Source organism: Sphingobacterium paramultivorum (assembly GCF_014109745.1).
GTDB lineage: Bacteria > Bacteroidota > Bacteroidia > Sphingobacteriales > Sphingobacteriaceae > Sphingobacterium > Sphingobacterium paramultivorum.
On record NZ_CP058555.1, the window covers coordinates 3,430,165 to 3,454,875 of the forward strand.

Annotated in this window: 19 protein-coding genes; all 19 read right to left on the reverse strand. The window is 38.2% G+C overall.

Annotation, left to right across the window (positions count from 1 at the left end):
- Positions 1–12: 12 nt before the first annotated feature.
- Positions 13–1,785: a hypothetical protein gene (locus HS960_RS14555; RefSeq protein ID WP_182329775.1), complete on the reverse strand. Its 1,773-nt coding sequence runs from the start codon at positions 1,783–1,785 to the stop codon at positions 13–15.
- Positions 1,786–1,869: 84 nt separating this feature from the next.
- Positions 1,870–4,677 (reverse strand): M16 family metallopeptidase, encoded by a 2,808-nt coding sequence (locus HS960_RS14560; RefSeq protein ID WP_182329777.1) that lies wholly within the window; start codon positions 4,675–4,677, stop codon positions 1,870–1,872.
- 5 nt (positions 4,678–4,682) lie between these two features.
- On the reverse strand, positions 4,683–5,138 hold the full coding sequence (locus HS960_RS14565) for a hypothetical protein (RefSeq protein WP_120335512.1): 456 nt from the start codon (positions 5,136–5,138) through the stop codon (positions 4,683–4,685).
- 2 nt (positions 5,139–5,140) lie between these two features.
- Positions 5,141–6,595, reverse strand: a complete 1,455-nt coding sequence (locus HS960_RS14570; RefSeq protein WP_120335511.1) for a RagB/SusD family nutrient uptake outer membrane protein — start codon at positions 6,593–6,595, stop codon at positions 5,141–5,143.
- 12 nt (positions 6,596–6,607) lie between these two features.
- Positions 6,608–9,931: a SusC/RagA family TonB-linked outer membrane protein gene (locus HS960_RS14575; RefSeq protein WP_182329778.1), complete on the reverse strand. Its 3,324-nt coding sequence runs from the start codon at positions 9,929–9,931 to the stop codon at positions 6,608–6,610.
- A gap of 10 nt (positions 9,932–9,941) precedes the next feature.
- A complete protein-coding gene (locus HS960_RS14580) occupies positions 9,942–11,000 on the reverse strand; it encodes a FecR family protein (RefSeq protein WP_182329780.1) in 1,059 nt (352 codons plus the stop codon).
- Positions 11,001–11,062: 62 nt separating this feature from the next.
- Positions 11,063–11,635: an RNA polymerase sigma factor gene (locus HS960_RS14585; protein ID WP_120335508.1), complete on the reverse strand. Its 573-nt coding sequence runs from the start codon at positions 11,633–11,635 to the stop codon at positions 11,063–11,065.
- Between the two features lie 594 nt (positions 11,636–12,229).
- Positions 12,230–12,472, reverse strand: a complete 243-nt coding sequence (locus tag HS960_RS14590) for a colicin E3-like toxin immunity protein (RefSeq protein WP_120335507.1) — start codon at positions 12,470–12,472, stop codon at positions 12,230–12,232.
- 492 nt (positions 12,473–12,964) lie between these two features.
- Positions 12,965–13,723: an NADAR family protein gene (locus tag HS960_RS14595; RefSeq protein WP_182329782.1), complete on the reverse strand. Its 759-nt coding sequence runs from the start codon at positions 13,721–13,723 to the stop codon at positions 12,965–12,967.
- A gap of 302 nt (positions 13,724–14,025) precedes the next feature.
- Positions 14,026–14,235 carry a hypothetical protein gene (locus HS960_RS14600; protein WP_182329784.1) on the reverse strand — a complete coding sequence of 70 codons (210 nt, stop codon included), beginning with the start codon at positions 14,233–14,235 and terminating at the stop codon, positions 14,026–14,028.
- Positions 14,236–14,402: 167 nt separating this feature from the next.
- Complete coding sequence (locus HS960_RS14605; RefSeq protein WP_182329786.1) at positions 14,403–16,964, reverse strand: peptidase associated/transthyretin-like domain-containing protein; 2,562 nt, start codon at positions 16,962–16,964, stop codon at positions 14,403–14,405.
- 21 nt (positions 16,965–16,985) lie between these two features.
- On the reverse strand, positions 16,986–17,801 hold the full coding sequence (locus HS960_RS14610) for a GLPGLI family protein (RefSeq protein WP_153846979.1): 816 nt from the start codon (positions 17,799–17,801) through the stop codon (positions 16,986–16,988).
- Positions 17,802–18,311: 510 nt separating this feature from the next.
- On the reverse strand, positions 18,312–18,692 hold the full coding sequence (locus tag HS960_RS14615) for an SH3 domain-containing protein (protein ID WP_153846980.1): 381 nt from the start codon (positions 18,690–18,692) through the stop codon (positions 18,312–18,314).
- A gap of 352 nt (positions 18,693–19,044) precedes the next feature.
- The gene (locus HS960_RS14620; protein WP_153846981.1) at positions 19,045–19,467 is read right to left on the reverse strand and encodes a hypothetical protein; all 423 of its coding nucleotides are present in this window, start codon (positions 19,465–19,467) and stop codon (positions 19,045–19,047) included.
- A 62-nt stretch (positions 19,468–19,529) separates the two neighbouring features.
- Positions 19,530–20,093, reverse strand: coding sequence for a suppressor of fused domain protein (locus HS960_RS14625; protein ID WP_153846982.1), 564 nt, complete (start codon positions 20,091–20,093; stop codon positions 19,530–19,532).
- 348 nt (positions 20,094–20,441) lie between these two features.
- Entirely contained in the window at positions 20,442–20,678 is a 237-nt protein-coding gene (locus HS960_RS14630; RefSeq protein WP_182329788.1) for a nuclear transport factor 2 family protein, read from the reverse strand.
- Between the two features lie 267 nt (positions 20,679–20,945).
- Positions 20,946–21,434: a PepSY-like domain-containing protein gene (locus HS960_RS14635; RefSeq protein ID WP_182329790.1), complete on the reverse strand. Its 489-nt coding sequence runs from the start codon at positions 21,432–21,434 to the stop codon at positions 20,946–20,948.
- Between the two features lie 222 nt (positions 21,435–21,656).
- Entirely contained in the window at positions 21,657–22,895 is a 1,239-nt protein-coding gene (locus HS960_RS14640; RefSeq protein ID WP_182329792.1) for an McrC family protein, read from the reverse strand.
- A gap of 4 nt (positions 22,896–22,899) precedes the next feature.
- On the reverse strand, positions 22,900–24,645 hold the full coding sequence (locus HS960_RS26795) for an McrB family protein (RefSeq protein WP_202883687.1): 1,746 nt from the start codon (positions 24,643–24,645) through the stop codon (positions 22,900–22,902).
- Positions 24,646–24,711: the final 66 nt, after the last annotated feature.

Below are 24,711 nucleotides of genomic sequence, written 5' to 3' on the forward strand. Positions count from 1 at the left end.
ACCTGAACTATGTTATAATCCGGGAATATCGTATTTGAAAAGAGCAGCTTTGCTGTTTATCACTGTGATCAAATAAGGTATTCCTTGATCACTTATCTGCATCACAAATTTATTTCCATTTTCTGGTGAAACCTGCACTGCAGTATTCCAGTTTCCTGTAGCTTCATTGTAGGTGCAGACCTTTATTCCATTGATTGCGTCTCCGTATGCCAAGAAAATTCGACCATCGGGGTGTATACGGACCGCCACATTGTCGCGGTTTGCGGAGCTACTGGTCGTTTGGCTGATACCGTCACCCAACTGTTTCCAACTGCTACCATTCCAGTGCATAACAAATGTTTTATAAGCCGGTGAATTGGACTGGTAAACCATATAAATTTGACCGTCTTCTTTTACGTCAAGATCAATATTGATACCTCCGGAATTTGACTCTGCAGGTCCTACATTAACATTCCCGACCAAATTCCATGCACCATTTTCTAATCGATATACAGAAGGTTTACGGCTTGCTGTACCGCTTGTTAAATCCATTACGACATAATACAATTTATTATCCCGCCCTTTAAACATTTTTGAAAACCATCCTGTAGTTGACTGTGCAAAGGACTGCCCCGTCCACTTTCCATTACGTAACGATTCAGCATATGTACCACGGCTAGGGTAAGGAGAAGATGCACGTGAGAACACATATCCTAGATAAGGTACATCATTTTCATCCAACTTTAACGTTAAATAATTCACCCTGTTGAAAGACCCCTGCTGCTCAACTACAAATGACCAGGTATTATTCTCATACTTCATTAACGATGCATATTGTGCATTAGTTCCTGCCGTATAATCTCTAAATGCAACATATGGAATTCCTTGTTTCGAAAAATCTAACGAAATGTAATCGGCTCTTGTTGGCGTAAAGCCAGATTCATTCCCTAAAGTCTCCCATTGTTTGCTTTCACTATTGAACGCGGTAATAAGCCCCTTTCGTAAATCATCTGTACTGCCGGAAAATTGAACGGATACATACGGCTGATTATTTATTGGATTAATTTCAAGCCCTGCCTCCGCAACATTGTTGATTTGTAAAAAGTCTGGAAGCTGCATCGCTGTCCACACAGGTGCTGTCAGCCTGCCTACCTGAACAGCAAAATTTTCAGATGTCCCGCTTTCCAAATCCTGCAATGTCAGGGTTTGGGGATTGGAATAATCTAAAATGGTTTCCTTGCTTTTGAAATCTGCACCATTGGACTTCAGTACTGTGCCGTCGTTGACAGTATATCGGGCAACCAACTTGGTGATATCGGCATCTACAGGTAGGTCTACTTTGATATCAAGTTTGCTTATTGTAGCGGGATAATCGCGAAACAAATAATCTGGATTATCAGCTGCATAGAAACCAAAGGAAAGAATAGATCCCGACTTTTGTGCCGAAACGCTATATTCCGACATTCCGTTTGGTGTCACAAAACGGTAGACCGTTGCTTTGGAAAGATCGACGGCCGTAACCCCAGATTCCTGAATATTTTTCCCAACGTATGCAACCATTTTCTCCGACGTACCTTTAAAGGAAGGTACTGCTTTTGTAATATCGACAGAGTTGGGCACACGAATAGAAATATGCTGTCCTTCGATGGTACCATATACTGCATCTTTAAGGCCTGGATTGCTTGCTGGGTCAAAAGAAAAGGATTGCAACTGTACGTTATCTGCAAGTAATGCATCCTGTTTGCATCCGAGAAGAAACAGACTAAAGATCATTGTGATCAATATTAAACAATAGTGTTTTTTCATCCCTATATTTTTATGATGATGAAGCTTAGGTCTTATCGTTATCAGACTTGTCCGATATGTAGCTGACCATTTCATCTGTATGAATTATTTCTTTAAATTTTCCGGTAATAATACCGCCTTTACTTTGTAGGCTTTATTGAGCTTCTGTTTAGCATAATCGGCAATGTCTGCAGCTTTTATCTGATCAAGCATTTGCTTATAACTGATAAAAAATGACCAGGTTCCAAAACCATAATAAATATGGTTGCGCAGTTCTGCACTCCAAAAAGTATCTTTTCCAAATTGTTTGTCGTATACCTGATACATTTGTACTTTAGCATTATTAAGTTCTTCAATAAAGTAAGACGGATCTTTAATGATTTTATCAAGTTCAACCTGAACTTGTCCGATCAAAAACTCTGCTCTTGAAGGTTCGCAGGTAAAATTAATACGTGTGCGCATCAAATCGGTCGGTTCAGAAGTTGCACTGACACTAACGCCTACGCCATATACGCCTGACTGCTCTTCTCTCAAATTCTTTCGGAGTTTAACCTTGAGCACATTTTCCAAAAGTTCATTTTTTAGTATCTCAGGGTAATCATAATGTGTAGAAGTGGTCTGATAGAACAAGTTAACCGTGGCCTTTTCGGCCTGGCCTGCATATTGGACAATTTCTTGATCTTGGCGTTGTTTATAAGCTGGGATCCGCTGCCCACTGCGGTAATATCCTGTGGGAAGTGCCGCTATATACTGTTCTACAAATGCTTGAATACTATCTATATCAAAATCACCGACGAGCACAAAATCAAAATCTTTAGCTGAATGGAAACGTTCTTTGAATACTGGTACAATACGATCGATCTGCAGATCCTTTTCAATGCGTTCGACCGAAAGTGTATTTTCATCCAAATCGTCCGCCCCTATAGCTTTATTGATCGCTTGATTATAGGCATCCATCACATTGAATTTTTTATTCCTGGCGGCATCTAACCCTTGTTTTTTAATGCTTCCAAAAATTTTCTCATCGACACGAGGCTGAGTCCATTTGAGGTAAATCAGCTCAAACATAGACTTGATATCCTTTTGATTAGCTGAAGCCGACAGTCCCTCTCGATTTGGCGCTATCATAAACGTGGCCGACGCTGAGTTTCCATTTAAAAATTTTGTTAATGCCGCCCGCGTAAATGCCCCCGCACCACTGGCTCCAATTATATTTTTGGCATACACAGCGTTGACATAATCGGAGCTGTCCATAGCAATAAAACCGCCTTTTCTAAAGGCTGTTAGTTGAATATGATTTTTTCTACTATCATTTTTCTTCAGAAAAAATCTGGCGCCATTGGAAAGTTGCCATTCGGTCACACCGACCTCGTTGATCAGTTTCTTTTGTATCACTTTACCGGATATAGGCAGATCGCTCAGCAATTGCTGGGGTATTTCAATATGATCTGTCCATTTCTTCAAATCTGCCTCGGCGGACTCTGCGAACAACTGGCGCAAAACACTTTCTTTGGGCACCTCTGCCATTAGGCGTTCAGGGGCGGTTAGCATCACAGCTGTATTTCCCGGCTTAAAATAACCCTGGAGATGATGTAGGAGATTTAAAGAATCTAGTCGATCCAGATCACGCAATATCTGCTTATTACGGGCTTCCTTATCCATTAATATTTGGCCCGTAAAAAAGACATCTTTTAATTGGCTCAACATTATATTGGCATTCAGTTCTTTGTTCTCCGGCGCGCGTTGAAGCTGTCTTTTGTATTGCTCTCTATAATCAGACAGTTCTGAAGAGGTAAATCCATAGCGCAAAATACGTTCGCGTTCTCTCAAATATTTAGAAATTCCAGATTTGATCTGCCCCTCGTACAAGGTAGCTCCACCAACAGAAAGTCCATTGTTCAGTAAAAGATCAGAGACCGACATGGAAGCACTTTTGTAACTGTCATCCAACTGGGCAATTCGATCAAATCTTTTCTTTAAAAGTGCATTTACTGTACTACGTTTTAAATTTTCAAAAAAATCGGCTTCCGTCTTTACAGCTTTGCTAGCCGGCAAAATCCCAATATAACTAAAGTCAATACTATTGGCCTCTTTATCGGTATAAACATTAAAAAGTGTATCTGTATGATTTGCGAGGCTATATGAAACGCGCTTTGCCTCTGGTTTTCTGTTTTTAGCTTTTCCAAAAAGCTTTTTGATCATCTTTTCAACTGCTTTTGGATCTTGGTTTGTTACGACAGCCAATCCCATTAAGTTTGGTCTATACCATTTTTGATAAAAATCTACCAGTGTCGGTCGACGAAAATTACGCAATATATCCAGCGTACCAATCGGTTTACGAATGTCGTAACGGGAATGAGAAAAGATCAAAGGCAGGGTCTGGTCGCTCAGGCGGGCAGAAAGACCTTCCTTAGTCCGCCATTCTTCTATGATGATGCCGCGTTCCTTTTCGATTTCCAAAGAATCGAAACTAAGATTGAATGCCCAGTCGCTAACGATATCAAGAGCTTTCTCTAAGTTTTCCTTCGACTTGCTATCGATCGTAATTTTATAAACCGTTTCATCATAGGAGGTGTGTGCATTTAAGTCAGCTCCGAATTTTACACCCAAAGACTCCAAGTAGGTGATCACTTCATTTTTGGGGTAGTGCTTGCTTCCATTAAAAGCCATGTGTTCTACAAAATGCGCTAATCCCAACTGATTATCCTCTTCCTGTAGACTGCCGGCATTGACAAAAAGCTGTATAGCAGTCTGCTGATTATTCGTATTATTAGGATAAATAAAATACTGAAAGCCATTTTTTAATTTTCCGCGTATCAGTTTTGGATCCTGTTTAAGGTCCTGAGCTTTCACCTGTATGAATGAGACAAGAAGAACACTCAATATCCCTATTGTTTTTTTCAGAATATCCATATGTTCTATATTTTAGTGATTTTCAGACTAGATTGTTTATGATCAGGGCCGGGCAGGCCAAGCGTAATATTCTTATCATTTCTGAGCAGACGAATAGTCAATGTATTATCTTTACTTTCTTCTATCGGATGATTAATCCAGCGTATTTTTATAGGCATTTCGATGACACCTGGCTTAAACAAAAGAGAAGAACCGGTAGTGACAACTTCGTAATCTACACCAGCTTTAAGCCCATCGCCGGCCACCACCTCATAATCCAATTCAATAGCTTCAAACTGTGTTTTTGTACTGAAATAAACTTTATAATCAACTGACTCATTTCTGTTGGCCTGCACAGTTATTTCCGAAACGTTATTTTGGTGGATATAGAAAAAAGGATGATCATATGGAGTTTCTAATTCTTTATTACAAGCTAAAAATAGCAGGGAGATGAAACTCATTAAAAATAGGATATTTTTCATTTTTATTTATTTACAGTGGGATTGGGAGTGATGGATTTATTGGCATCTAATTCTGATTTTGGAATAGGAAGAATAAACAGATCATTGGGATAATTTATCTGACAGTTTGCCGAGTTACATCCGGCCCCACGATCCAGCGATTCTTTATAACGCATGATATCGTAGATACGCTGGCCTTCAAAAGCCAATTCCTTGCGTCTTTCCAATTTTATCAATTCCAACAATTCATTTGGTGAAGTATATTCGACAACAATCTCCGTGGTATTTTTACCTAATGCCCTCGCTCTAACGGTTTTTAAGTCTTCAATCGCCAAATTATATTGTTGAGTATGAAAATATGCTTCCGCTCTATTTAGATAGAGTTCGGCAGACCGGATCACTTTAAAGTTGACAGGCCAATTCAAATCAGTTGTTGTTGAATACTTCCCATTCTTAAGAGACATATATCTCTTCGAACTTGATTGTAGTTCAAACATTGATTTACGGATATCATCTGTGCCTAATAAATTTAAAAAATTGTCTGAAGGATAGGCTAAAAACGCAACTCTATCAGAATAGAAGCTTGACATAAAATTTGAAGACCTAATAGTCAGATTTAGCTGCCAGATCACTTCAGAATTAATGCTGTTAAAATCTGAAAACTGACTATCCGAAATAAACATATTTTTATAATCTTCGGCATTCACCAATTTGTACTTTCCATCGGTCAATACTACTGAAGAATAGTTAATTACATCTTCATAACGCCCCATGTATAGATATATCCTCGACAAAAGGGCTCTTGCGGCATCTGCTGAAGCATATATCTTAGTCCTTCCCGTTGAATTTCCCAAAAAGGTAATTCCCTGTTCTAGATCAGCTATGATTTGCGCATAGGTATCTTTCATACTTGCTCTGGGCACGCGCTCACTCGGTAATGGTGTTACTGTAGGAATAGGAATTCCCGGATGACTTCCATCCGCTGTATATGTATAATGCTGTGCATAGACATTTGCCAATGCAAAAAATAGTAGTCCACGCAAAACGTGGCTCTGTCCCATATAGCTATTAAAATCGTCAGACCTACCATTTAGTGATTTACGCACCGTTTCAGCAGAGTTAATAATATTATTGATATTATTAATGGCCTCATAGCCTGTTGACCATATGGCTAAAGTCCCACCAGTTCCATCTTCTTCATCAAAAGTATAGTTATAGTCCGTTAACATATAATTTTGCGTACCATTTGTGATGCGTTGTACATCATCGCCACGTAAATCGCCATATATCCCATACTGTGACTGAAAAAAACGTGAGGTCAGGTTGTAACTACCGACAAGTGCATCCCGCATACCATTCAAATCAGAAAATAGTTGCTCTTTGCCGAGTTGTCCTATGGGTTCAACTTCCAAAAATGATTTACCGCAACTTGCCAACGATAATGACACCGCGATTACTGTATATTTAAATAACTTCATGTTAAATTCTGATTAAAAACCGATATTGATACCTAATGAATAATTAAGCACGCGACTGGATTCTGAAAGCATATTTGCATAAGTATTGTCAACTACGCTTCCGTTTGTTACACCATACTGCTTAGCTAAAACTTCATAATTTTTTATTGATCCTTTTTTCGATGAATATGGAGTCCACATCGCGATATTACTCGCCATAGCGGTAACTGAAATATGATCTAACTTTAATCGGCGAATTAGACCGCTATTAAAAGTATATCCTACACTGATATTATCTAACTTAAGGTATGTTTTGTCCAATAAAAAGCGGGTGGAGTTCATAATAGATGAGGTACTTGTATTCGAAAGTCGTGGAGAAGTTGCCAGCTGCCCCGGAAAATACCAAGAATTCAGCATATCAATGGATTGATTGCCACTCAAAATATTAAGACCATCCAATCCATTATTTCTAGTTGCCTGATCAAAATAATAGCCTCCTTTTGAATATTTGAAGAAAATTGAAAAATTCCAGTTTTTATAATTAACATAATTCGTTAGTCCTCCATAATATTGCGGGGTTGAATTCCCAACAAGTACACGATTTTCTGTATTATATACTTTAGTTACATTGCCATCCAAATCATACCACATTGGATCTCCTGTAGAAGGATCCACACCTGCCCAACGCACAAGGTAGTAAGAGCGGGAATTATATCCTTTTCTCATGATCGTATTGCCCGAAACACGGTCAATATCTTCATTTAACTGCAACACTTTGTTTCTATTTGAAGATAAAATGAACGTTGCATTCCAATTAAAGTTTTCCTTTTGTAGTATTGCTCCATTGACACTCAGCTCTACACCTGCATTTTGCATTTTTCCGACGTTTTGATAAGTACGTCTAAAGCCTGTCACCATAGATACATAGGCATCGTCAATCATATCGTGGGTAACATTTCGATAGTATTCGGCCGCTACATTCCACCGACCTAACAATCTAAAATCTATCCCTGTATTGAGCATTTTTGTTGTTTCCCATTTCAGTCCGTCATTCACACCTCTCGACATCGTCGTTCCAGAACTCCCCCCGTAACTATAATTGGAATCGTATTTGTAAATACCACTGGCATAAGCTGAATTAAATCGAGAGTTACCATTATTTCCGTAGGATGCCTTAAATTTCAAGAAATCAACAATCTTATTTTTTGGCCAAAAAGCCTCATTGCTTATTGTCCAGGCCGCACCGACAGAACTAAAGGTTCCCCATTTTACATCTTTCCCAAAATTGGAACTGCCATCTTTTCGATAGGTATAGTTTATTGCATAACGTTTATCATATACGTAACCGGCACGCCCAAAATAGGAAAGTAACGTTTGTTTATCGCGGCTTGTTGTGCCAAGACGATTATCAGTGGATACAAAGCCGACTTCCCGGATATAGTCATTTGGAAAATTACTTCCCGTAGCGGAAACAGATCTACGTTCTTCTTTTCGTGCTTCGGTTCCCAGTACAACATCAAAATCACCTTTAAAAATAGTACGCTTAAATGCTAAGGTATTTGTACTGATTAAGTTTAAAACCTGTGACTGCCCTCGATAGGCCTCGCCGTTACTCGAAGAGCCCGTGTAATTATACATTGAAAAGTACTGATCTTCATTGGCGCTGGTAAAATCCGCACCATTAAGGTTTGTAAAGACTAATCCATCCCATAGTTGATAAGTAAATCCTAAGGTTCCCAAAACATGTGCGGTTGCTTGTTTTTGTTCATTTTGATCGATCAGACCAGGCATACCCTGCAAAAGCCCGCCATTTGGATCTCGCTCAATATACTCACCATTTGGACTAAATGGACTAATCAATGGGCTGTACTGAAAATAAGCATTGCCTGGATTGAACATGTCATCTTTAGAATAAGAAGCAGCAAGTGTACTGTTCAAAACCAAACGTTTGCCCACATTCCCACTTACGTTTGAACGCACATCATAACGTTTTGTAGAATTACCGATAATGGTCTGTTTTTCGTCATAGATATTGGCCGAGAGGAAATAATGAACAGCATCTGTTGAACCCGACAGTCCTAGGCTGTGGAGATTAGTAAAACCAGTACGATTATAAACATCTGCCCAACGCGTATCCTGGCTGGTATCAATTTTCCCCAACTGATCAACCATCCCCATGTCTTTGACCAGGTTTAAATATTGGCGACCATTCAGTTGGTTGAGATGACTTGATGGCCGTCTATTTATCCCAGTCCGAAATGAATAAGTAAGTTTTGGGGCTCCTTTTCCTCGTTTGGTTGTTATCAGGATAACACCATTGGATCCATTTGCGCCATAGATTGTCGTTGCACTGGCATCCTTAAGTACGGTGACACTTTCAATATCATTCGGATTTATATATGTCAATGGACTGATCGAATTTTGCATCCCAGGAATTGAATTAGTCGTTCCGCCAGTATACAAAGGCACACCATCTACGACCCATAATGGCTCATTTGATGTTGTACCGCCAACGGTAGAGGATTCTCCACGTATTCTAGTGCTATAGCGTGATCTTGCAGAACTATTTGTCCCCCCATCTTGTGAATTAAATTCGACCCCTGGAACGACACCTTCCAGTAAAGCATCCAACCGGAGTGCAGGCCTGTTATCGAGGTCCTTTCTTGTAATCGTAAAAGCCGATCCTGTTTGGTTCTCTCTCGCTTCTTTGGTACCATATGCTGTTACAATTACTTCGTCCAGATAATCCATACTTTTTTGGAGCACGATAGCTAGATTTTTTCTGATATCTTTAGCAGGAATTTCTCTGGATTTATAACCGATGTAACTGACCACAATAGTTGCCTCCATAGGAACTTCCAAACTAAATTCGCCGATATTGTTTGTACTGGTAACTTTATTAGTTCCTTTGATCGCGACACTGACACCAGCTTGATATGAAGGAGATTTACCATCCTGATCATCGATGGACACACGTCCTTTCAACAAGATTGTTCCCTCCTTTTCTTTGATCCGAGTTAATGTAATAGTTTTATTAACAATCTTATAGTCAACATGAAGCTCTTTAGCTAATTTCGACAATGCAGCTTGAATCCCATCTTCATCAAGCGAAATCTGAAACATAGCCGTGTTTTCTACAATACCTGCATCATAAACAAAAGAATAACCTGACTGCTCTTCAATCTGCTTTAATACTGTTTTAAGTGGCTTTTTGGTTGTATCGATATGAATTCGCTGTGCGAAACTTTGCTGTATGCTACAAGATAATAGCCCAATTGTCATTAAGGTGGTTAGTTTAACCGAAAGCAATTCCGGATTTAAAAAAGCCGGGCTTCGTTTAAAGAATTTTTCATTCATTGTATTAAGGTTAATTATTTGCGAAATTTACATAGAGGACGTTGCCTTTTATCTGAAAATTCCCATTCGTTAAGTTTTTCATAATCTCAAGCACATCGGAGGTTTTTGTGCCATTTACTATTTTACCAGAGATATGTTGGTTAGGAACAGCGGACTGATAAGAGAGCTCAAAACCATACCACTGGCTAAGTTGATGAAGTACAGTCTTAATAGATTCATTATCAAATTCAAAATCTAGTTTCCGCCATGCCTCTTTCTCTAGCTTCACCATCCGTTGAAGAGACAAAGCTCCATCTTTGTTGACAACTATATTATTGGGTTGCAATATGACATTTTGGTTTCCATTGCTTAGCTCAATTTTCCCCTCGTGTAGTGTGGTAACTGTTTTATCAAAACTAGGATAAGCGCTGACATTGAATTTTGTACCGAGAACTTTGATCTGCTGATCTGCTGTTTTTACGACAAAGCTACGTCCAGGTATTGTTACGACTTCAAAGTAAGCCTCTCCTTCCAATGAAATTGTCCTTTGTGCCGCCTTGGCGTAATCTGGAGACAAGACGATTTTCGATCCGGTATTTAGCGACACTTTAGTCCCATCTGGGAGAATAACTTTGGTAAACTCCCCTGCCGCTGTTGCCAAGGTTCTTAAATCATGATGTTCTTTAAGATCCACATAGCTCGTCGAATCTAGAAAATCGTTTAAGCTGCTACTAATTTCTTGAGTTTGGCCCGAAGCATCTGTAATCCACGCCGCTGATCTAAAAACTTCATTGCTATTTCCCTTTTGCTGAATTGACCAGATCCAAACTACAGCTGTAGAAAGCAGCAGCAGTGCAGCGGCAACTCCCCATGCCCATTGCAATCGCCGTACTTTAGTGGGTGCAATACGTCGGTGAATCTCCGCCCAGTTTTTATCTTTAAATTCGACAGCTGTGAGATTGCTATCGAGTATCGTTTCTTTATCATCAAAACTATTGTACCAAAGCTGGAATTGTACTATATCTTCTTCTGAAGCTGTTCCCTGGTTGATACGGGAAATAATTTCTTTAATATCTTGTTGCGTCTTCATATGATTAACAATTGTGGTCTATATAGAAGTACCACAAGTCTTAAGCAACGCACGCCAAAAAATTAAAAAAATAATAAAGATTTCAAATTATTTATAAAAATCCTTAAATGTTTGAGGCTTTTGCTGATTTGATTTTCAACAGTTCGGTGTGATATATTTAGTTTTTCAGCGATCTCTCGACTGTCCAAATGATCTATGCGGGAGTAATTAAAGATAATCTTTGCTTTCTCCGGCAAGCGTTCTACCTCTTGGAAAATAAGTTGCTGAAGCTCTTTAATGCATAATGCATCGTCCAGACCAAGCTCTTCCACGCGATCCAATAGTCCATAGGAATTAGGATCAACAAAATCGATTCTTGAAGATCTATTTAGATATTTGATTATAGAAAACTTGGCTGCCTGAGATAAATAAGCTTCAAGATTTTGAATCTCCTCGAGTTTGGGATTATTCCAAAGTGAAATGAAAATATCCTGTAAAAGATCTTCCGCAATATCTTTTTGTGGTATCCGGTTATTACAAATCACAAATATTTTGTCCCAATACCTTTCATAGATTATCCTAAATGCTTCTTGGTCTCCAGCCCGTATTAACTTTTGCAAAGTTAAATTTTCGAGTGAACTATAGTTGTTTTTCATTTTTCGCCTCGTTTTATCTCGTTACGGCAAAACAGTTCGATGTGAGGTACCAAAACTACAACAATAATTAAAAGAAAACAAGACAGTTAGCAAGACAAAAGAGGTCATTCTTATAAAACTATTTTGAAACGACTGTTATTCTTATGATATAAGAACGGCTACAAGATCCTTTTCAACAGAAAAGGTTCAATATAAAAATTGGCGTCTTACAGTGAAACTCCAATTGCCTTTAAAAGCATTGGATGATGGAATAAAAAGATGATTCACTAGTGGTTTGTCTATTATTACTGGCAAACTACCAGTTATTGGATACTACTTATACGAATTGATCGATTTGGATACTTTCCAATCATTATCCACCCGCTCCAAAGTAACTAAATCTGTTTTGGTGAAATCATCAAAACGAAAAAAGATCCTGATCATAGGTCTTTTAAGGAGAAGTTTTGAAAAATATAATCCCAATCGTTGGAACCATAAACGAATAGTTCCAAATTAAATAATTTAAAATTTTCAATATTTCCAATGAACCCAATCCCAATTTCCAATCCTTTTCTATGAAAACACGATATTTCTATGTGTAAAGTCTCATAATTATCAAGCCTGAAAACAATCAATTTGATATATATATTTATCAAATTCGAATTCAATGTCTACATATTTTTTTAGAATTTCAGATTCCGCTATATTAATATCATAAGGATTGTACATTAAAGGATCTTCAATCGGAGGTCTAAAAGTCTCCTTCAAAAAATCTAAAGGTATAAAGTCTATATTAAATTCACCAATAAGCCCCTCATCTCTTCTATCAAACCAGCTAATAATACGCTCTATTTTCATAAAAAATCAATTATTTCGCAATTTCAAAGTTCTTGTCCTTTCTCAAAATCTATAGTTTATTTTTCATTTTTCCAATACGATCTCTCTGGATTATCAATAAGGGGATTCCTAATTTTATGCCAACCCAATTTATAAAAAAAACAACTCCGATAAAACTATTTGGAAATGGCAACTGTTCTTACAATACAAAACGGCTACAAGCTACCTTTCAAATGGAAGGTTCAACATAAAAATTGGCGTCGTACAGTGAAAATCCAATAGTCTTTAAAAACATTGGATGACGAAACAAAAAAGAGGAAACGATAAGAAACATAAAGATTACTGTACAAATAAACGCTAAGAGAAAGGGTCTGATGAGAATCAGACCCTTTTGACGTAAAAAAGCCAGATTTCACGACCTGGCTTCTAAACTAAACTTAAATAGATGATTCACTAGTGGTTTGTCTTTTATTACTGGCAAACCACCAGTTGTAAAATTCCATTTATACGAAGTTAATAAAAATCCATCCAGGAATAAGGAGGAGGATAGGTCAGTTGATATATGGTTTGTTCCCTTTCAGACAGATGATCATAATAAGCACCGAATTTGCTCAAATATTCCTCACCCAATCCCATTCTCCAAAACATATCCTTACTGTCCTTATCGGAAAACTTCGACCAAGGCGGTTGCATAGCGTTTTGAAGTACTTGAAATTGCGCAAATTGACCTAGAAAATCTCGTACTTCCATCAATGCAAAGCCCAATAAATTTTGACCACGCCAACAATAGATGTTTTCAATATCGACGTCATCTTGTGCAAGTCCAATACCCCAGATGGCATCAACGGGGCTTGCCTCAACAAGAACTCTACTTTCTGTTTTTAACAGATATTCGGCCAGCGCCCAATGTTGATTAAACTTATGGATGTTTCCTTTCCTAACGATCTCAAATTTGCGTTCATTCCAAATCTGATCATCATAGCCTACAACTTGCCTTCCCAACTCTTTGGCCTCACCCGGTTTAATACAGTTGATGATTTTCTCAAAATTCTTCTTATCATCAAAAAGTAATGCTTTTTGGGCCATCATCCAATGCTCCGCAGTCCTATAGGTAATATTATCTACTGTAAACGGACTCTCATACCATTGACTGAAAACAAATTTTCCAACTTCCTGATTTTGCTTGGCTATATGCCCCCAAAAGAAGAGAAATTTGAAGCTATCTCCATTTTCAAATCTATCTGTTAGCCACTTGATAGTATATTGTACCATATGCTCAATTCAAAATTGATTACCTATTATCCATCGACATACAATGATACGCAAAAAATTGAAGCCACATCTCTCGACGTGGCTTCGCAACTTATCTATTTGTTAGGGATGGCTCTTATTTATACGAATTGATTGATTTGGATACTTTAAAAATAACCAAGCTCCTATTAAAAGAAAAAATAAACGCCAGTTTGCCTTTTCACAGCTTCTTCAAACAGGCAAATAATTTCCTCCAAAAGCATCTGAATACGATCATCTTTTAGCCTTAAATTTTTCAAATATTTTAACCCTTTCTCCAACTGTTACTTACTCGTGATAGCATCGTCTTCAAAATCATCTATTAAACAGCCTAGCATATTATTCAAATCTGAAAATACACCACAAGCATCTAATTGATAAAATTGCGACTCTGAGAGAACTAACTGGATCAAATCATGATCTCCGGCTTCATTAAAATCCAAGAACTCTTCTGCCCTTTTGTCTTTTGGTGTAACGATATAACGATTTTTCATATAACAGTAATCCTATGGTTGTTGATCAATCAAAGGTCACTTGAGAACCTTAAGTTAACAAATTCTTTGGGAGTTAAACACTAGATTTTAAATCGCATTGCAATCAGAAACTGTCTTGGTCTGAGTTCGAAATAACTCTGTATAAGCTCATAATCTGAGGAAAATTGCTACAGATAGTTTTTATTATTCAAGATATTGGTTGCTGTCAACTCTAAATCGGTACGCCAATGGCTTAGCCTGAACCGATAAGTTGCGTCCATAAAATACTGACTTTTTTGTGCATTGACATTATTTGCATATAATGAATTGGACAAGGTGATCAAATGTCGATCATGGGGCGAAATTACCAGATTAAAAAAATGATTGTTATACAACAGCTCATTGCGCTGTCCAGCAGCCAATCTATTGTGGGTCCGACCCATAGCAAGCCGGTAATCTCCGGAAATCAACGCTGAAGACGAATTGATCAAGTCAAGTGTGAACGACTGACTGCTTACATGTTGTTTGACCAACTGCTCATTGAGCAAATAATCTGAAGTACTCCAACTGAAATTACCATTTAACTTTGCTACAGTTTTGATACGGACAAATAGTTTGGAAAGTCCACCACTGATCCCATGCGACAGACTCTGCGCATTTTGATTAATAATACTGGTCGTGCTGCGTCCCATACTATCCAATACTGTACTGAACATATAGTCACGCCAACTTTTTCTAAAATTATAACCCAGATTGGCAAAGCTTGCCTTCAAGGTGTTTTTATACGCATAATGTATTCCTGTACGCAGCTCTTCATTCTTGAGTAAGCGTGCATCATACTTTTGAATACTGCGATACTGACTGATGATGTAACCATTGTAGAAATTGTCGAGCCCACCAAAATTTCGACCTCCACTCAGGTTTGTACTGATCGTATTTTCCCCGTTAAACAGATAGCTCATCGAAGCAGAGGGGCTCCAACTGCTCCGCAATTCATTTTTCAGACGCTGTATACCTTGTTGTTTGACATTATAGTAATATTGACTGAATGGCAGATTAAAACTGTATTTAAACTTGCGCACTTCTTTCCCAATTTGGAGCGCCATCCGCAGCTGCATCTGCGCGCTATTCATAGCATTGAAATAACCAGTATCCAGGACGCGAATATCATGCTGATCATGCAGCTCGATATAGCTGTTTAACGTACTGTTGTTGTAATTCAGGTTGATGCTAGGTGAAAAAGTCCATGTTTTGATCTTGCGCGATAAACTCAGGCCATTTTCAAAATTAAAGCTCTTAAAACGAACGATCTGTCCCATCTGATCATAGGGCATCCCGCCGTTGAGCAACGATTCAAACTGACCGGGATTGACCGTAAGACGTTGAGGTGTACTGTGCCACTCTAAAGTAGACGTGATATTGACCAACTGCTTGCCTATAAAACGGCCGAGTGAAAAGGAATTGAGAAAGGCTTCGTCTGAGAATTTTTTGTCCTGCTGTATAGGGATGTCTTCATTAAAAAGAATATTACCGGCACTGTTATTCCAATGTTTACGATAATTGGTACTGTTACTAAAAAAAACGTTTGACTCGTTCTTTTCGACCAGCATCCCAATATTCAACTCATCGATACCATAGCGATTGTCTACTACCTCCTGGTTGTGGATCACTTCGTTGTTTGTAAAATATTGTGTCGACGTTGTTCCTTGCAATTTTCGATTATCGTGGAAATAAGAAAAATTACCTTTGACTTCCAAACCGTTCTTTAACTTTTGAATCATATTGCTACTCATTAAAAAGATCTGGTTGTTCAACCATTTTTTCTGATCGAAACCCGGAGTGGCGACCTCCCGAATGGAGAGATAGGACGGTCCATCTGAAAAGCGAGATCGCGCTGTAAAATAACCAGTACCTGAATAGAATGGTTTTAACTGCTGTGACACGTCATCGCCAACATTGTTCGTCTGAAATGAATTGAGCATTTGAAAGGTCTTGGCAAATGTCATTGGTGTAATATTAGCATCCCAAAGCGCAGGAGCTGCTCCAAGACCTAGTTTACCGGTACCTGTTGTGGTAAATTTCTTAAGCTGTAAATTAAGGGTGGCGCGGTTTGAAAAGACCAACTTATCCAACATTTTGATGGGTTGATGATTTTCAAGGATCTGAACTTTCATAACCGCATCTGCTGGAAGATTTTGATTGATAAGCCCGTAACGTCCGCCCATCATGTCCAATCCATTGACCCGATACTGTTGAATAGGTTCGCCTTGATAAAAGATCTGACCGTTGCGCATCTCTACGCCTGGAAGCTTCTTGATGATATCACCTATTACACGATCTTGCGCTCCTGTAAAAGAAGCTACATTATAATTAATCGTATCTTTTCGGTTGTACACTGGCACATCCGACACCTTTACCTCTTGTATTTTCCGCACCTCACTTTTTAAAATATAAGCATAATTTGCAGTCGCATTGGCAACATGTACGCTACGTTTGGCATAGCTGAGGTGATTAAAATCCAACTGTACTGAATCTACGTCGCTAACTTTAACAGTAAGTTTGAAGGCTCCACTAGCGTCACTTTTTGAAAAGTTCAATAAGGCTGCAGAACCGATCTTTTTATAAGACACAGTGACATTGGCGATCGGTTTTTGATTTTCGTCGAGTAATTTGCCTGTAATAATGGTTTGCGCAAAGGAATGGCCACCTATCCAGATAAATATGATGGTGAAAAAGAGTTTAGCTAGCATAGCGTCTATTTGCACATCTCATTAATGCCGCTCGATAGGATTATTATCTGTTTTCATTTCTGCACGGATATTTATTTTGCTTTCGTCAGATAATATAGCTCCGGTCAACAGCGCATATTCAATCATATTATCCCTTAATTTTTGCCTTTCCTTATAAAAATTAGCTTTTGTTGTCTTTTGGATAATAAGGTCTGGTCGTAATTGATCGAAAGTGGCCGATACACTGTTTACTTTGCTTATGGAGACCATATCGAATATGAAATACTTATCCTGATCTGATATGGACAACACTAACCCCGGTAGTCCACAAAACTTATATGGACCATCTGAAATCGGTATATCCATGGTAAACCACGCGATCCATTTTCGCCCGCCCCAGTCCGTCGTTGCTTTCTGACAAACAAAATGATGTATATGCGCAGTGTCAGGGTGTATTTCCCATTGCATATCTGCCTTATTTTCCTCATAGTAGGACAGCTCATTATTTCCACTAAACCCCACCCCGTTCATGGGATCGTAAGTGGAAATGATATCTTCGCGTTTTATAATTAAAAAGTTATTGGGTGCTATACGACCATAACTGTAGAAAAGCATATTACTGCCATGTGCCAGTGCTAATGCTGAATCAGCTCTAAATTTTGATAGGGTCTGAAAATGACTTTCTTGCTCACCGATCGTCAATTGTGTAAAAATACTTTTTCGCGAGGCACTAGATGTACTATCGTTCTGATAAGTAAACTTATACATGATCTTCATATCGAATGCCACCGGTTTGACCTGAGCATGAACGGTAAATTGAAATAATAAAAAAAATAGTGGGTAAAATAGTATTTTCATAATTAAAACGGATTCACTTGAAGAGGATTATAGCAGTTTTGATAGGCTGTTCTTATTTGGTCCGATGTAGGGTTATCATTTAATTTCGCATGCGTCACCTTAATAGTATCTAGCAAAAATGCACAAGTATAATTTAGATCACTATTTTTACCTTTAAAAAGAGCAGATTTACCCATAAATTAAGCGTTTCGTTTGGTTAAAAAATTACAAATCGTGATAACTAGCGTTACCAGAATGCACATTTACACTTCAAGTTATATATACATTACCGAATATTAAAATATTAAATCAAATCAATCGATTGCGTTATTTTAAACGGAAAATAATTTACGCAAAACTCACATTTCTGGTAAGCTATTTTGGTGATCTTCTTTCTTTTCGATGTTGCAATAGTCTCCATATCTTGTACTATGCATTGTTTCGATATCACAAAAGAAAAAAAGCCACATTTCCCAAAGTGGCCTTAATAAATAGATGATTCATGAGTGGTTTGCCCATTTACGACGATACTTACTTTAACATCGGTGGCATTGTACAGTAATAATCTTTTTTATAACGATCTACATTCACTGATGCGAAACCCACGCTATATTCAAATAATGTGAAATCAAAACGAAAAGGAATATATTTAATTCTTGAATTGTGTACATACCCAGTGATGCTCTTGTTATGGTTGTCGGTATAATCAACAATTACCCAATCGCCGAACTTTTCATCAGGAAATGCATAAACAATTTCATCAGCAGCAATTTTTGAAACAACCACGCTATTCACTGTAGCTTGTTGCCTCACATTTACATAGCCGTCTTTGTCAATGATTTTTGCAAATTGGGCCGAGGCCAATTGGCATACAGTGAGAAACAGTAGTACTAAAAGATATCTGTAATTCATTTGGTATAAAGTTATTACTGATAATATTTTGCCCCCGACTAGTAAGATCTTGTACCATACGATCTTCCTTACGATGACTCATATTTACGAATTTAATTGAAAGATAACAATCTCGCTACCTTTATATCATTTGTTGATTAAAAATCTTTTAAAATATATGCTCGGACTAGCTATTTACGAATTTATATAATGAAAGTCCTTTTACCCGTTTTCTGCTGAAAACTCGCTAGGGTTAATGACTTTTTGTATATAAATTTCATCACTAAACAATTCCAAATGTTCTTGCATCAATCTTTATGTTGCTAGAAGTGGAAGCTGTTTTAATAACAGAACAGTATAACTTATTATTAACTCATTCCATGAGATTTGAAATCATATTCCTTCTCCGTAATGGATTATTAATGATTTCCTGAATGAATAATCCCCAATCCTGTTCCATATCATTTAGATAGTCAAATAGCGCTGGATAGTTGAATTTAGGAGCAAATGGAAAAGAAAATCTAACAATTAGGTCTTCTTTATGATAAATAAGAAGCTCCATCGTATTCTCCGTTAGTTGTATCAAATCTACTTTACATTGATCTCCCACATGGAACTTTGTTGTACCAAATAAAAAATAAAGTTCATTTTTTTCTACATAAAAAGCTGTCAAAACATCTTCAATCTGTCTGTACCATCCATAAATATTGGTGACTGGCTCCAAATTTTCAAACTCTTTGCCAGATTCTAAATCAAACAGTATATCGTGTAATTCAAAATTTCGTAGTAGTTTCATAGCTATCTATTTTTTAGAAAAATTGGTATTTTTGACTACTAAATCCCGAGATATTATTTCATTCAAACCAACGTGTCCCTGAATGGATCTAAATAATTTAATCCTCGTTCTTCAAATATTTCCTCAAGCTTTTCGGCACCATTTTCCTTTTTAAAAGCTACTTCCTCCTCGGTAATAGGCAGCAACCAATAGAAATGGACTGATTTATTGTTATCAAGGATAAGAATTTCGAGTTTGGGTCCATCGAGATAAGGCAGCGAAATAAGGCCATAAGAACAGGGAGAATCCATGCGCCATCCTCTTCCCCAGTTGATGGTATGCCAATGTCCCAAACTTGCGCCAAATCTATGATAATGTGCTACGACTATTAATGATTCAACTAATGTTTCATCTTGCTCACCAGAAAACATGTGCAGTTCGAGGGCAAATTCATCATGCAAGCCAGACATACCTATAGTAGCATAAGCCCACATGTTCCGTTCGGCTGTTGGGGGAAATTCCAGCACCCTAAAGTGATCGCCTAGATCCTTATAGGGACCTTTTGGCCAAGTCAAGACGTTATATTCCTGTCCCCAATTACAGGTATAGTGTTCTAAAAGCTTCTGATTATATAAGGCTGTATCCATTTTTTTCAATTTATCAAAAATAATCTACTCCAATAAAACTATTTCAATATAACCCTTGCTCTTACTATACAAAACGGCAACAAGCTTCATTTCGACAAGGAGATTCAACATAAAAATTGGCTTGGTACAGTGAAAATACAATAGTTTTTAAAAACATTGGATGACGAAACAATGGGAAACATAAAAATTACTGTACAAATAAACGCTAAAAGAAAGGGTCTGATGATAATCAGTTCTTTTGACTTAAAAAAGCCACATCTCTCGACATGGCTTTGAACTAAATTTAAACATATGATTCACTAGTGCTCTACATATTACATCATTTGACAGAGCACTAGCTATTGTAAACTATTTATACGAATTAATCGATTTGGATACTTTCCAGTCATTGTCTTCACGAACCAAAGTCACCAAATCAGTCTTGGTAAAATCTTCAAATTTCAACGTTACTTTAGCAACCATATAGTCTGCTGACTCTTCAAGGATATCCGTACTTACAGTACAGTTCAGCTTCTCGCCTTTTTGTTTTTTCAAGGATTTAACCACTCCGCTACGGCTCTTAGACTGCGCATTGGTAGCTTGCATTTTTTGGTTGAAATCATCAGCGAATAACTGCTCTCTCCTGCTGATTCTCCCTCTGTGTTTACCACAACATAGTGATCGAGTGCCAAATCTGCTGTGGAAAGGTTAACGTTTGTTTTTGCTGATTTTGCTTCAGCTGCCACAGCAAATGTGCATACTGCGATTAAGGCTGCTGTTGCGAATGTGTTTACTAGCGTTTTTATACAAATTACTTGCTTTTTTATTTGATGATAAAGCTATCATGAGTGTCTTTTTTATAGTGTTAGTTTTTTATTTTTTCTTGCGCAAAAATTTACCTTTGGTATCAAAATATAGTTTATTGTCATTCGTTAGTTCCAATTTATACCCTTTAGAAGATTTATCAATGCTCTCCACAGCAGTACCATTGTAATTTTCTTTCAAGTAAGATTGTATTGACTGCGGAAAAAAAACGGTCGGCAGTCCAATTCCATCTGGAGCTTTAACCTCAATCCAGTTACCCAACTTCCCAAAGTCAATTTCCGTACGATCAGCCAATATCACTTCGTGAAATGTTCCTGTGGCAGAAGGGGATTTCTTTACCTTTACTTCAAGTATCTGTATATTCGGAAAATATGCCTTAATAAATGCCAAAGCACTATCTGGTAGCGTTACATTCTCTAAAGGTTTAGATTTAAGTTGATTTTCTTTGCTGAAATTATAAGCCTTATTACTTTGCGCAGCATTTGAACATGCGCAAAAAATTAAACAAGTAGGTATTACCAAGAATAGCTTCCACATGATCGTTGTTTTTTTAAATAATAACTTTTAAAGAAGCAAAATGTTTTTAAGGAATTTACCCAAATTCTTAAGCTAATTGAATATTCAATTCTACATACGCATACAAATCTTCTTCAACACTCTTTTTTTTAAGAAAAAGAGCTGTACTAAAAATCACTTTCTTTATTTTATAAAATACATTCGTACAATTGGGGCCCTGTCTCTTGAAAATGGCCAGGACTGCTAGGTGAACTCAATCAGTGTAAGAAGATCTTTTCCCAATGACCTGCTCAACTTTCCTTCGTCATCCAAGATCGACAGTAAACCAATCTGCGCTATGTATTCTTTCCCATGGTAGGTATCGCAAAGCTCTTTCTTTTTCTGGGTATTGGCATGGGGATACAGCAACATTCCTCCTACAGCATTCCAATAATCCACATAAACGTAGATCTGTCGTAGATCTTGCGTGGATATCATATCATAGCTATAATTCTTCCATTTGGTATCAATGACAAACTGTTTTCCACTGATTCGATGCTTCAACAGAATATCTGGTCGAAGGGTCTTATCGCGCCAAAATTGCTTGCTCTCCTGTCCTCGTACTTCCCAATCTTTCGAACAGTTCGCCAGCTGCGCAAGCACATACTGCTCCCAGAGCTCATTCATATTGAAAAGCAGAGCCAGCATATTTTCAGTTCCCGCTTTGACATTGGGGGCATAGTTTAAAATAATCAATCGTGCTAATTCAATTGCTGTCCGATAAGGTTCCATTTTACGGCTATAAGATAGCCTATCAAATAATTGCTGGTCGGCCCAGATCTCTTTGACTTCTGGAAAATTCAATTGCACCGTCTTGCAACGTCCATAACGATAGCTCCCTCGCGACAGGCGAGCAACTATCTCCAAGCCTAGCTGGAGAATCTGATGCAGCACATGGTCACCGCCATATACTTGATGGGTATTGTAAAAATGCTCTTTATGAACGAGATTACGCTGAATATGCCCTGCAAACTCTAGTTTTCCTTTGAGCGCAACGGTATTTTTAGTTTCCTGATAATATTGTTTCACCAGTCCGTGATGCAGCAGTTCTTCTACCGCTGTTAAATACCAGTCAAAATAGATATCCAACAGATGGATCTGCTGTTTGTCAACAAAAGCCTCCCCAACTGCTGCAACCTTTAACCGCTCCGTTTCGAGAAGCATTTCGATCAATACGTCGCGCCAATTTACGGTAGATGCAGTCCGCTGGATCTTGGGAAGGATTTCAATGACAAGATCGTCCACCTGAACAATCCCGACATAGTTTTTAAATCGGATACCCTGATAGACAGGCGCAAAGTATTTACCCTGATGTAGGTCATTGTATTTGAGCAGCACATGGAAGTAAATCTCTACAAATCGCAGACTTTCTCCTGTCTGAGTCTTGTAGGACTGATTGAGATACAACGTATCATGCTCATAGACTTGAAGGACATGCTGCATATGATTATCCGATCAATTGATTCAAGGCATCAATAATATTTTCTTCTGGTACCTCGAGTACATTCAGCTTTGGTTTATACTGCGGCTTCCGTATTTTATCGAAATCCGGAAAGAGATCTACTGAAAAGCTGTCTTTTTCAATTTCAACAAAACCTGCTCCCAGCACCAAAGCAATTTTCTCCTCATCCCGATAAAAGTATTCTTTGAGTAAGGGTACGATGCAATTGTTAAAGGCATGTGTGAGATCGCGGCGTGACTGCACATTAATCAGATAAGAATGTCCAATTTGATGGTCTTTGTCCAAAAGCACCTTGATGCGATTGTTGATTCTACTGAGGACATGTTGCAGATTGATATTTTCGATGATGATATCGCCGAGCAGTTCGGCATTGGGCATCATCTCCACAAAGGCAAACCGACGGCGCAAAGCAGTATCCAAAGCTTCCACCGAGCGATCGGCTGTATTCATGGTACCGATGAGATACAGATTGGATGGTACAAAAAATTTCTGCTTGCTATAAGGAAGGATAACTTCAAGTGCTTCGTCCCGTCCGGCACGTTTGGATTCCTCAATCAACGTAATCAGCTCACCAAATATGGCGGATACGTTGCCCCGATTGATTTCGTCGATAATTAAAACCACAGGCTTTCCTTGAATATCCTGATTGGCCATCGCCTTTTGAAATACCCCGGAATTAAACTTACTGACCAGTTCGGCACTGGCAGGCCTCTCTTCACTCGAGTGCAGTTCGAGATAGGTATTGTATGCCGCATGGGCACAGGCAATCTTAAACAAACCGCTTTCTACTTCATAGATAAGCTGCTTGCTTCCATCGTCGGTTTCATGAAAACGTGGTTTGATTCCTTCCACAAAATCCTCATAGCTCATGCTCTGATGAAAAGTTGTAAAAAGGATCTGTCCGCTATCCACATACCGCTGGTAACGTGCTTTCAATGAAGTCCTATCCTCAAGGGATAGTTCCGTTTCGCTTTTTCCTTCGATGATGGAAAGAGCCAAGTTGATGCTGTTATATGTTTTTCCCGTACCAGGAGGACCATACAAAATTTGGTTGAGCTGCATAGGGATACTGTTTGCGAATGTTTCGGTATTGACAGATGTTTCCTCACCCCCTATTTCTTTAATGATAGCATGGTGTTTTTCGACACGTTGGTTCAGCTTATTGATCAGACTGACAAACTCCTGAGGTGTAACGCGGTGCGCTGTAAACCGTTGAATAGATTGCTTGACACTCAAGATACCCAGATCGACGATAGCGATAATATCGGCCAATTGGCCATCAATATCCTGGTACATCGCTTCCAAAGAGACATAGTTTTCTTTGAGGCCAGCGATTCGAATCGTATACATTTTTGCAGTTTCATTGATTTTCCGTGCCAGCTTATACTTTTCCACCAAGGGCTCTTTAATTGTCTTGATTAAGTTTAGCACCGCACGATTTTGATCATCTTTGGGATCTTGGGTTTGGGTAAATTCAAAATAGTACGTATAAGTAGACTCCCCCAACACAAATATTAGACTCATAGCATCGCCAGAAGAACCCGGGAAATTGACAGGAATAGACCAAAAGGTAGTTGCAAAATAGCCCGAACGCTGGGTTCCGATAAAGTAATCCGTTTCGGAATTCTTCGTGGCACTTTGTCTCACTGTAAACGTAAAATTGTTGTCTGTCTGATGTTTGGACATCAGCCAATCAAAAACACTCTTTTCGTATGCTTCGTAACTTAACATATATGGTACTGGCTTGCTATCTCGGTATTCCTACCGTGTTAAATAATATTCTTGAAAATCTAATTT

Bases quoted from the DNA above. Each gene is read 5' to 3' on its own strand.
- HS960_RS14600 (WP_182329784.1), bottom strand. From the start codon at position 14,235: ATGAAAAATCGTTATATCGTTACACCAAAAGACAAAAGGGCAGAAGAG.
- HS960_RS14565 (WP_120335512.1), bottom strand. From the start codon at position 5,138: ATGAAAAATATCCTATTTTTAATGAGTTTCATCTCCCTGCTATTTTTA.
- HS960_RS14595 (WP_182329782.1), bottom strand. From the start codon at position 13,723: ATGGTACAATATACTATCAAGTGGCTAACAGATAGATTTGAAAATGGA.
- HS960_RS14560 (WP_182329777.1), bottom strand. From the start codon at position 4,677: ATGGATATTCTGAAAAAAACAATAGGGATATTGAGTGTTCTTCTTGTC.
- HS960_RS14620 (WP_153846981.1), bottom strand. From the start codon at position 19,467: ATGAAACTACTACGAAATTTTGAATTACACGATATACTGTTTGATTTA.
- HS960_RS26795 (WP_202883687.1), bottom strand. From the start codon at position 24,645: ATGTTAAGTTACGAAGCATACGAAAAGAGTGTTTTTGATTGGCTGATG.
- HS960_RS14575 (WP_182329778.1), bottom strand. From the start codon at position 9,931: ATGAATGAAAAATTCTTTAAACGAAGCCCGGCTTTTTTAAATCCGGAA.
- HS960_RS14610 (WP_153846979.1), bottom strand. From the start codon at position 17,801: ATGAAAATACTATTTTACCCACTATTTTTTTTATTATTTCAATTTACC.
- HS960_RS14605 (WP_182329786.1), bottom strand. From the start codon at position 16,964: ATGCTAGCTAAACTCTTTTTCACCATCATATTTATCTGGATAGGTGGC.
- HS960_RS14590 (WP_120335507.1), bottom strand. From the start codon at position 12,472: ATGAAAATAGAGCGTATTATTAGCTGGTTTGATAGAAGAGATGAGGGG.
- HS960_RS14580 (WP_182329780.1), bottom strand. From the start codon at position 11,000: ATGAAGACGCAACAAGATATTAAAGAAATTATTTCCCGTATCAACCAG.
- HS960_RS14640 (WP_182329792.1), bottom strand. From the start codon at position 22,895: ATGCAGCATGTCCTTCAAGTCTATGAGCATGATACGTTGTATCTCAAT.
- HS960_RS14625 (WP_153846982.1), bottom strand. From the start codon at position 20,093: ATGGATACAGCCTTATATAATCAGAAGCTTTTAGAACACTATACCTGT.
- HS960_RS14570 (WP_120335511.1), bottom strand. From the start codon at position 6,595: ATGAAGTTATTTAAATATACAGTAATCGCGGTGTCATTATCGTTGGCA.
- HS960_RS14555 (WP_182329775.1), bottom strand. From the start codon at position 1,785: ATGAAAAAACACTATTGTTTAATATTGATCACAATGATCTTTAGTCTG.
- HS960_RS14615 (WP_153846980.1), bottom strand. From the start codon at position 18,692: ATGAATTACAGATATCTTTTAGTACTACTGTTTCTCACTGTATGCCAA.
- HS960_RS14630 (WP_182329788.1), bottom strand. From the start codon at position 20,678: ATGCAAGCTACCAATGCGCAGTCTAAGAGCCGTAGCGGAGTGGTTAAA.
- HS960_RS14635 (WP_182329790.1), bottom strand. From the start codon at position 21,434: ATGTGGAAGCTATTCTTGGTAATACCTACTTGTTTAATTTTTTGCGCA.
- HS960_RS14585 (WP_120335508.1), bottom strand. From the start codon at position 11,635: ATGAAAAACAACTATAGTTCACTCGAAAATTTAACTTTGCAAAAGTTA.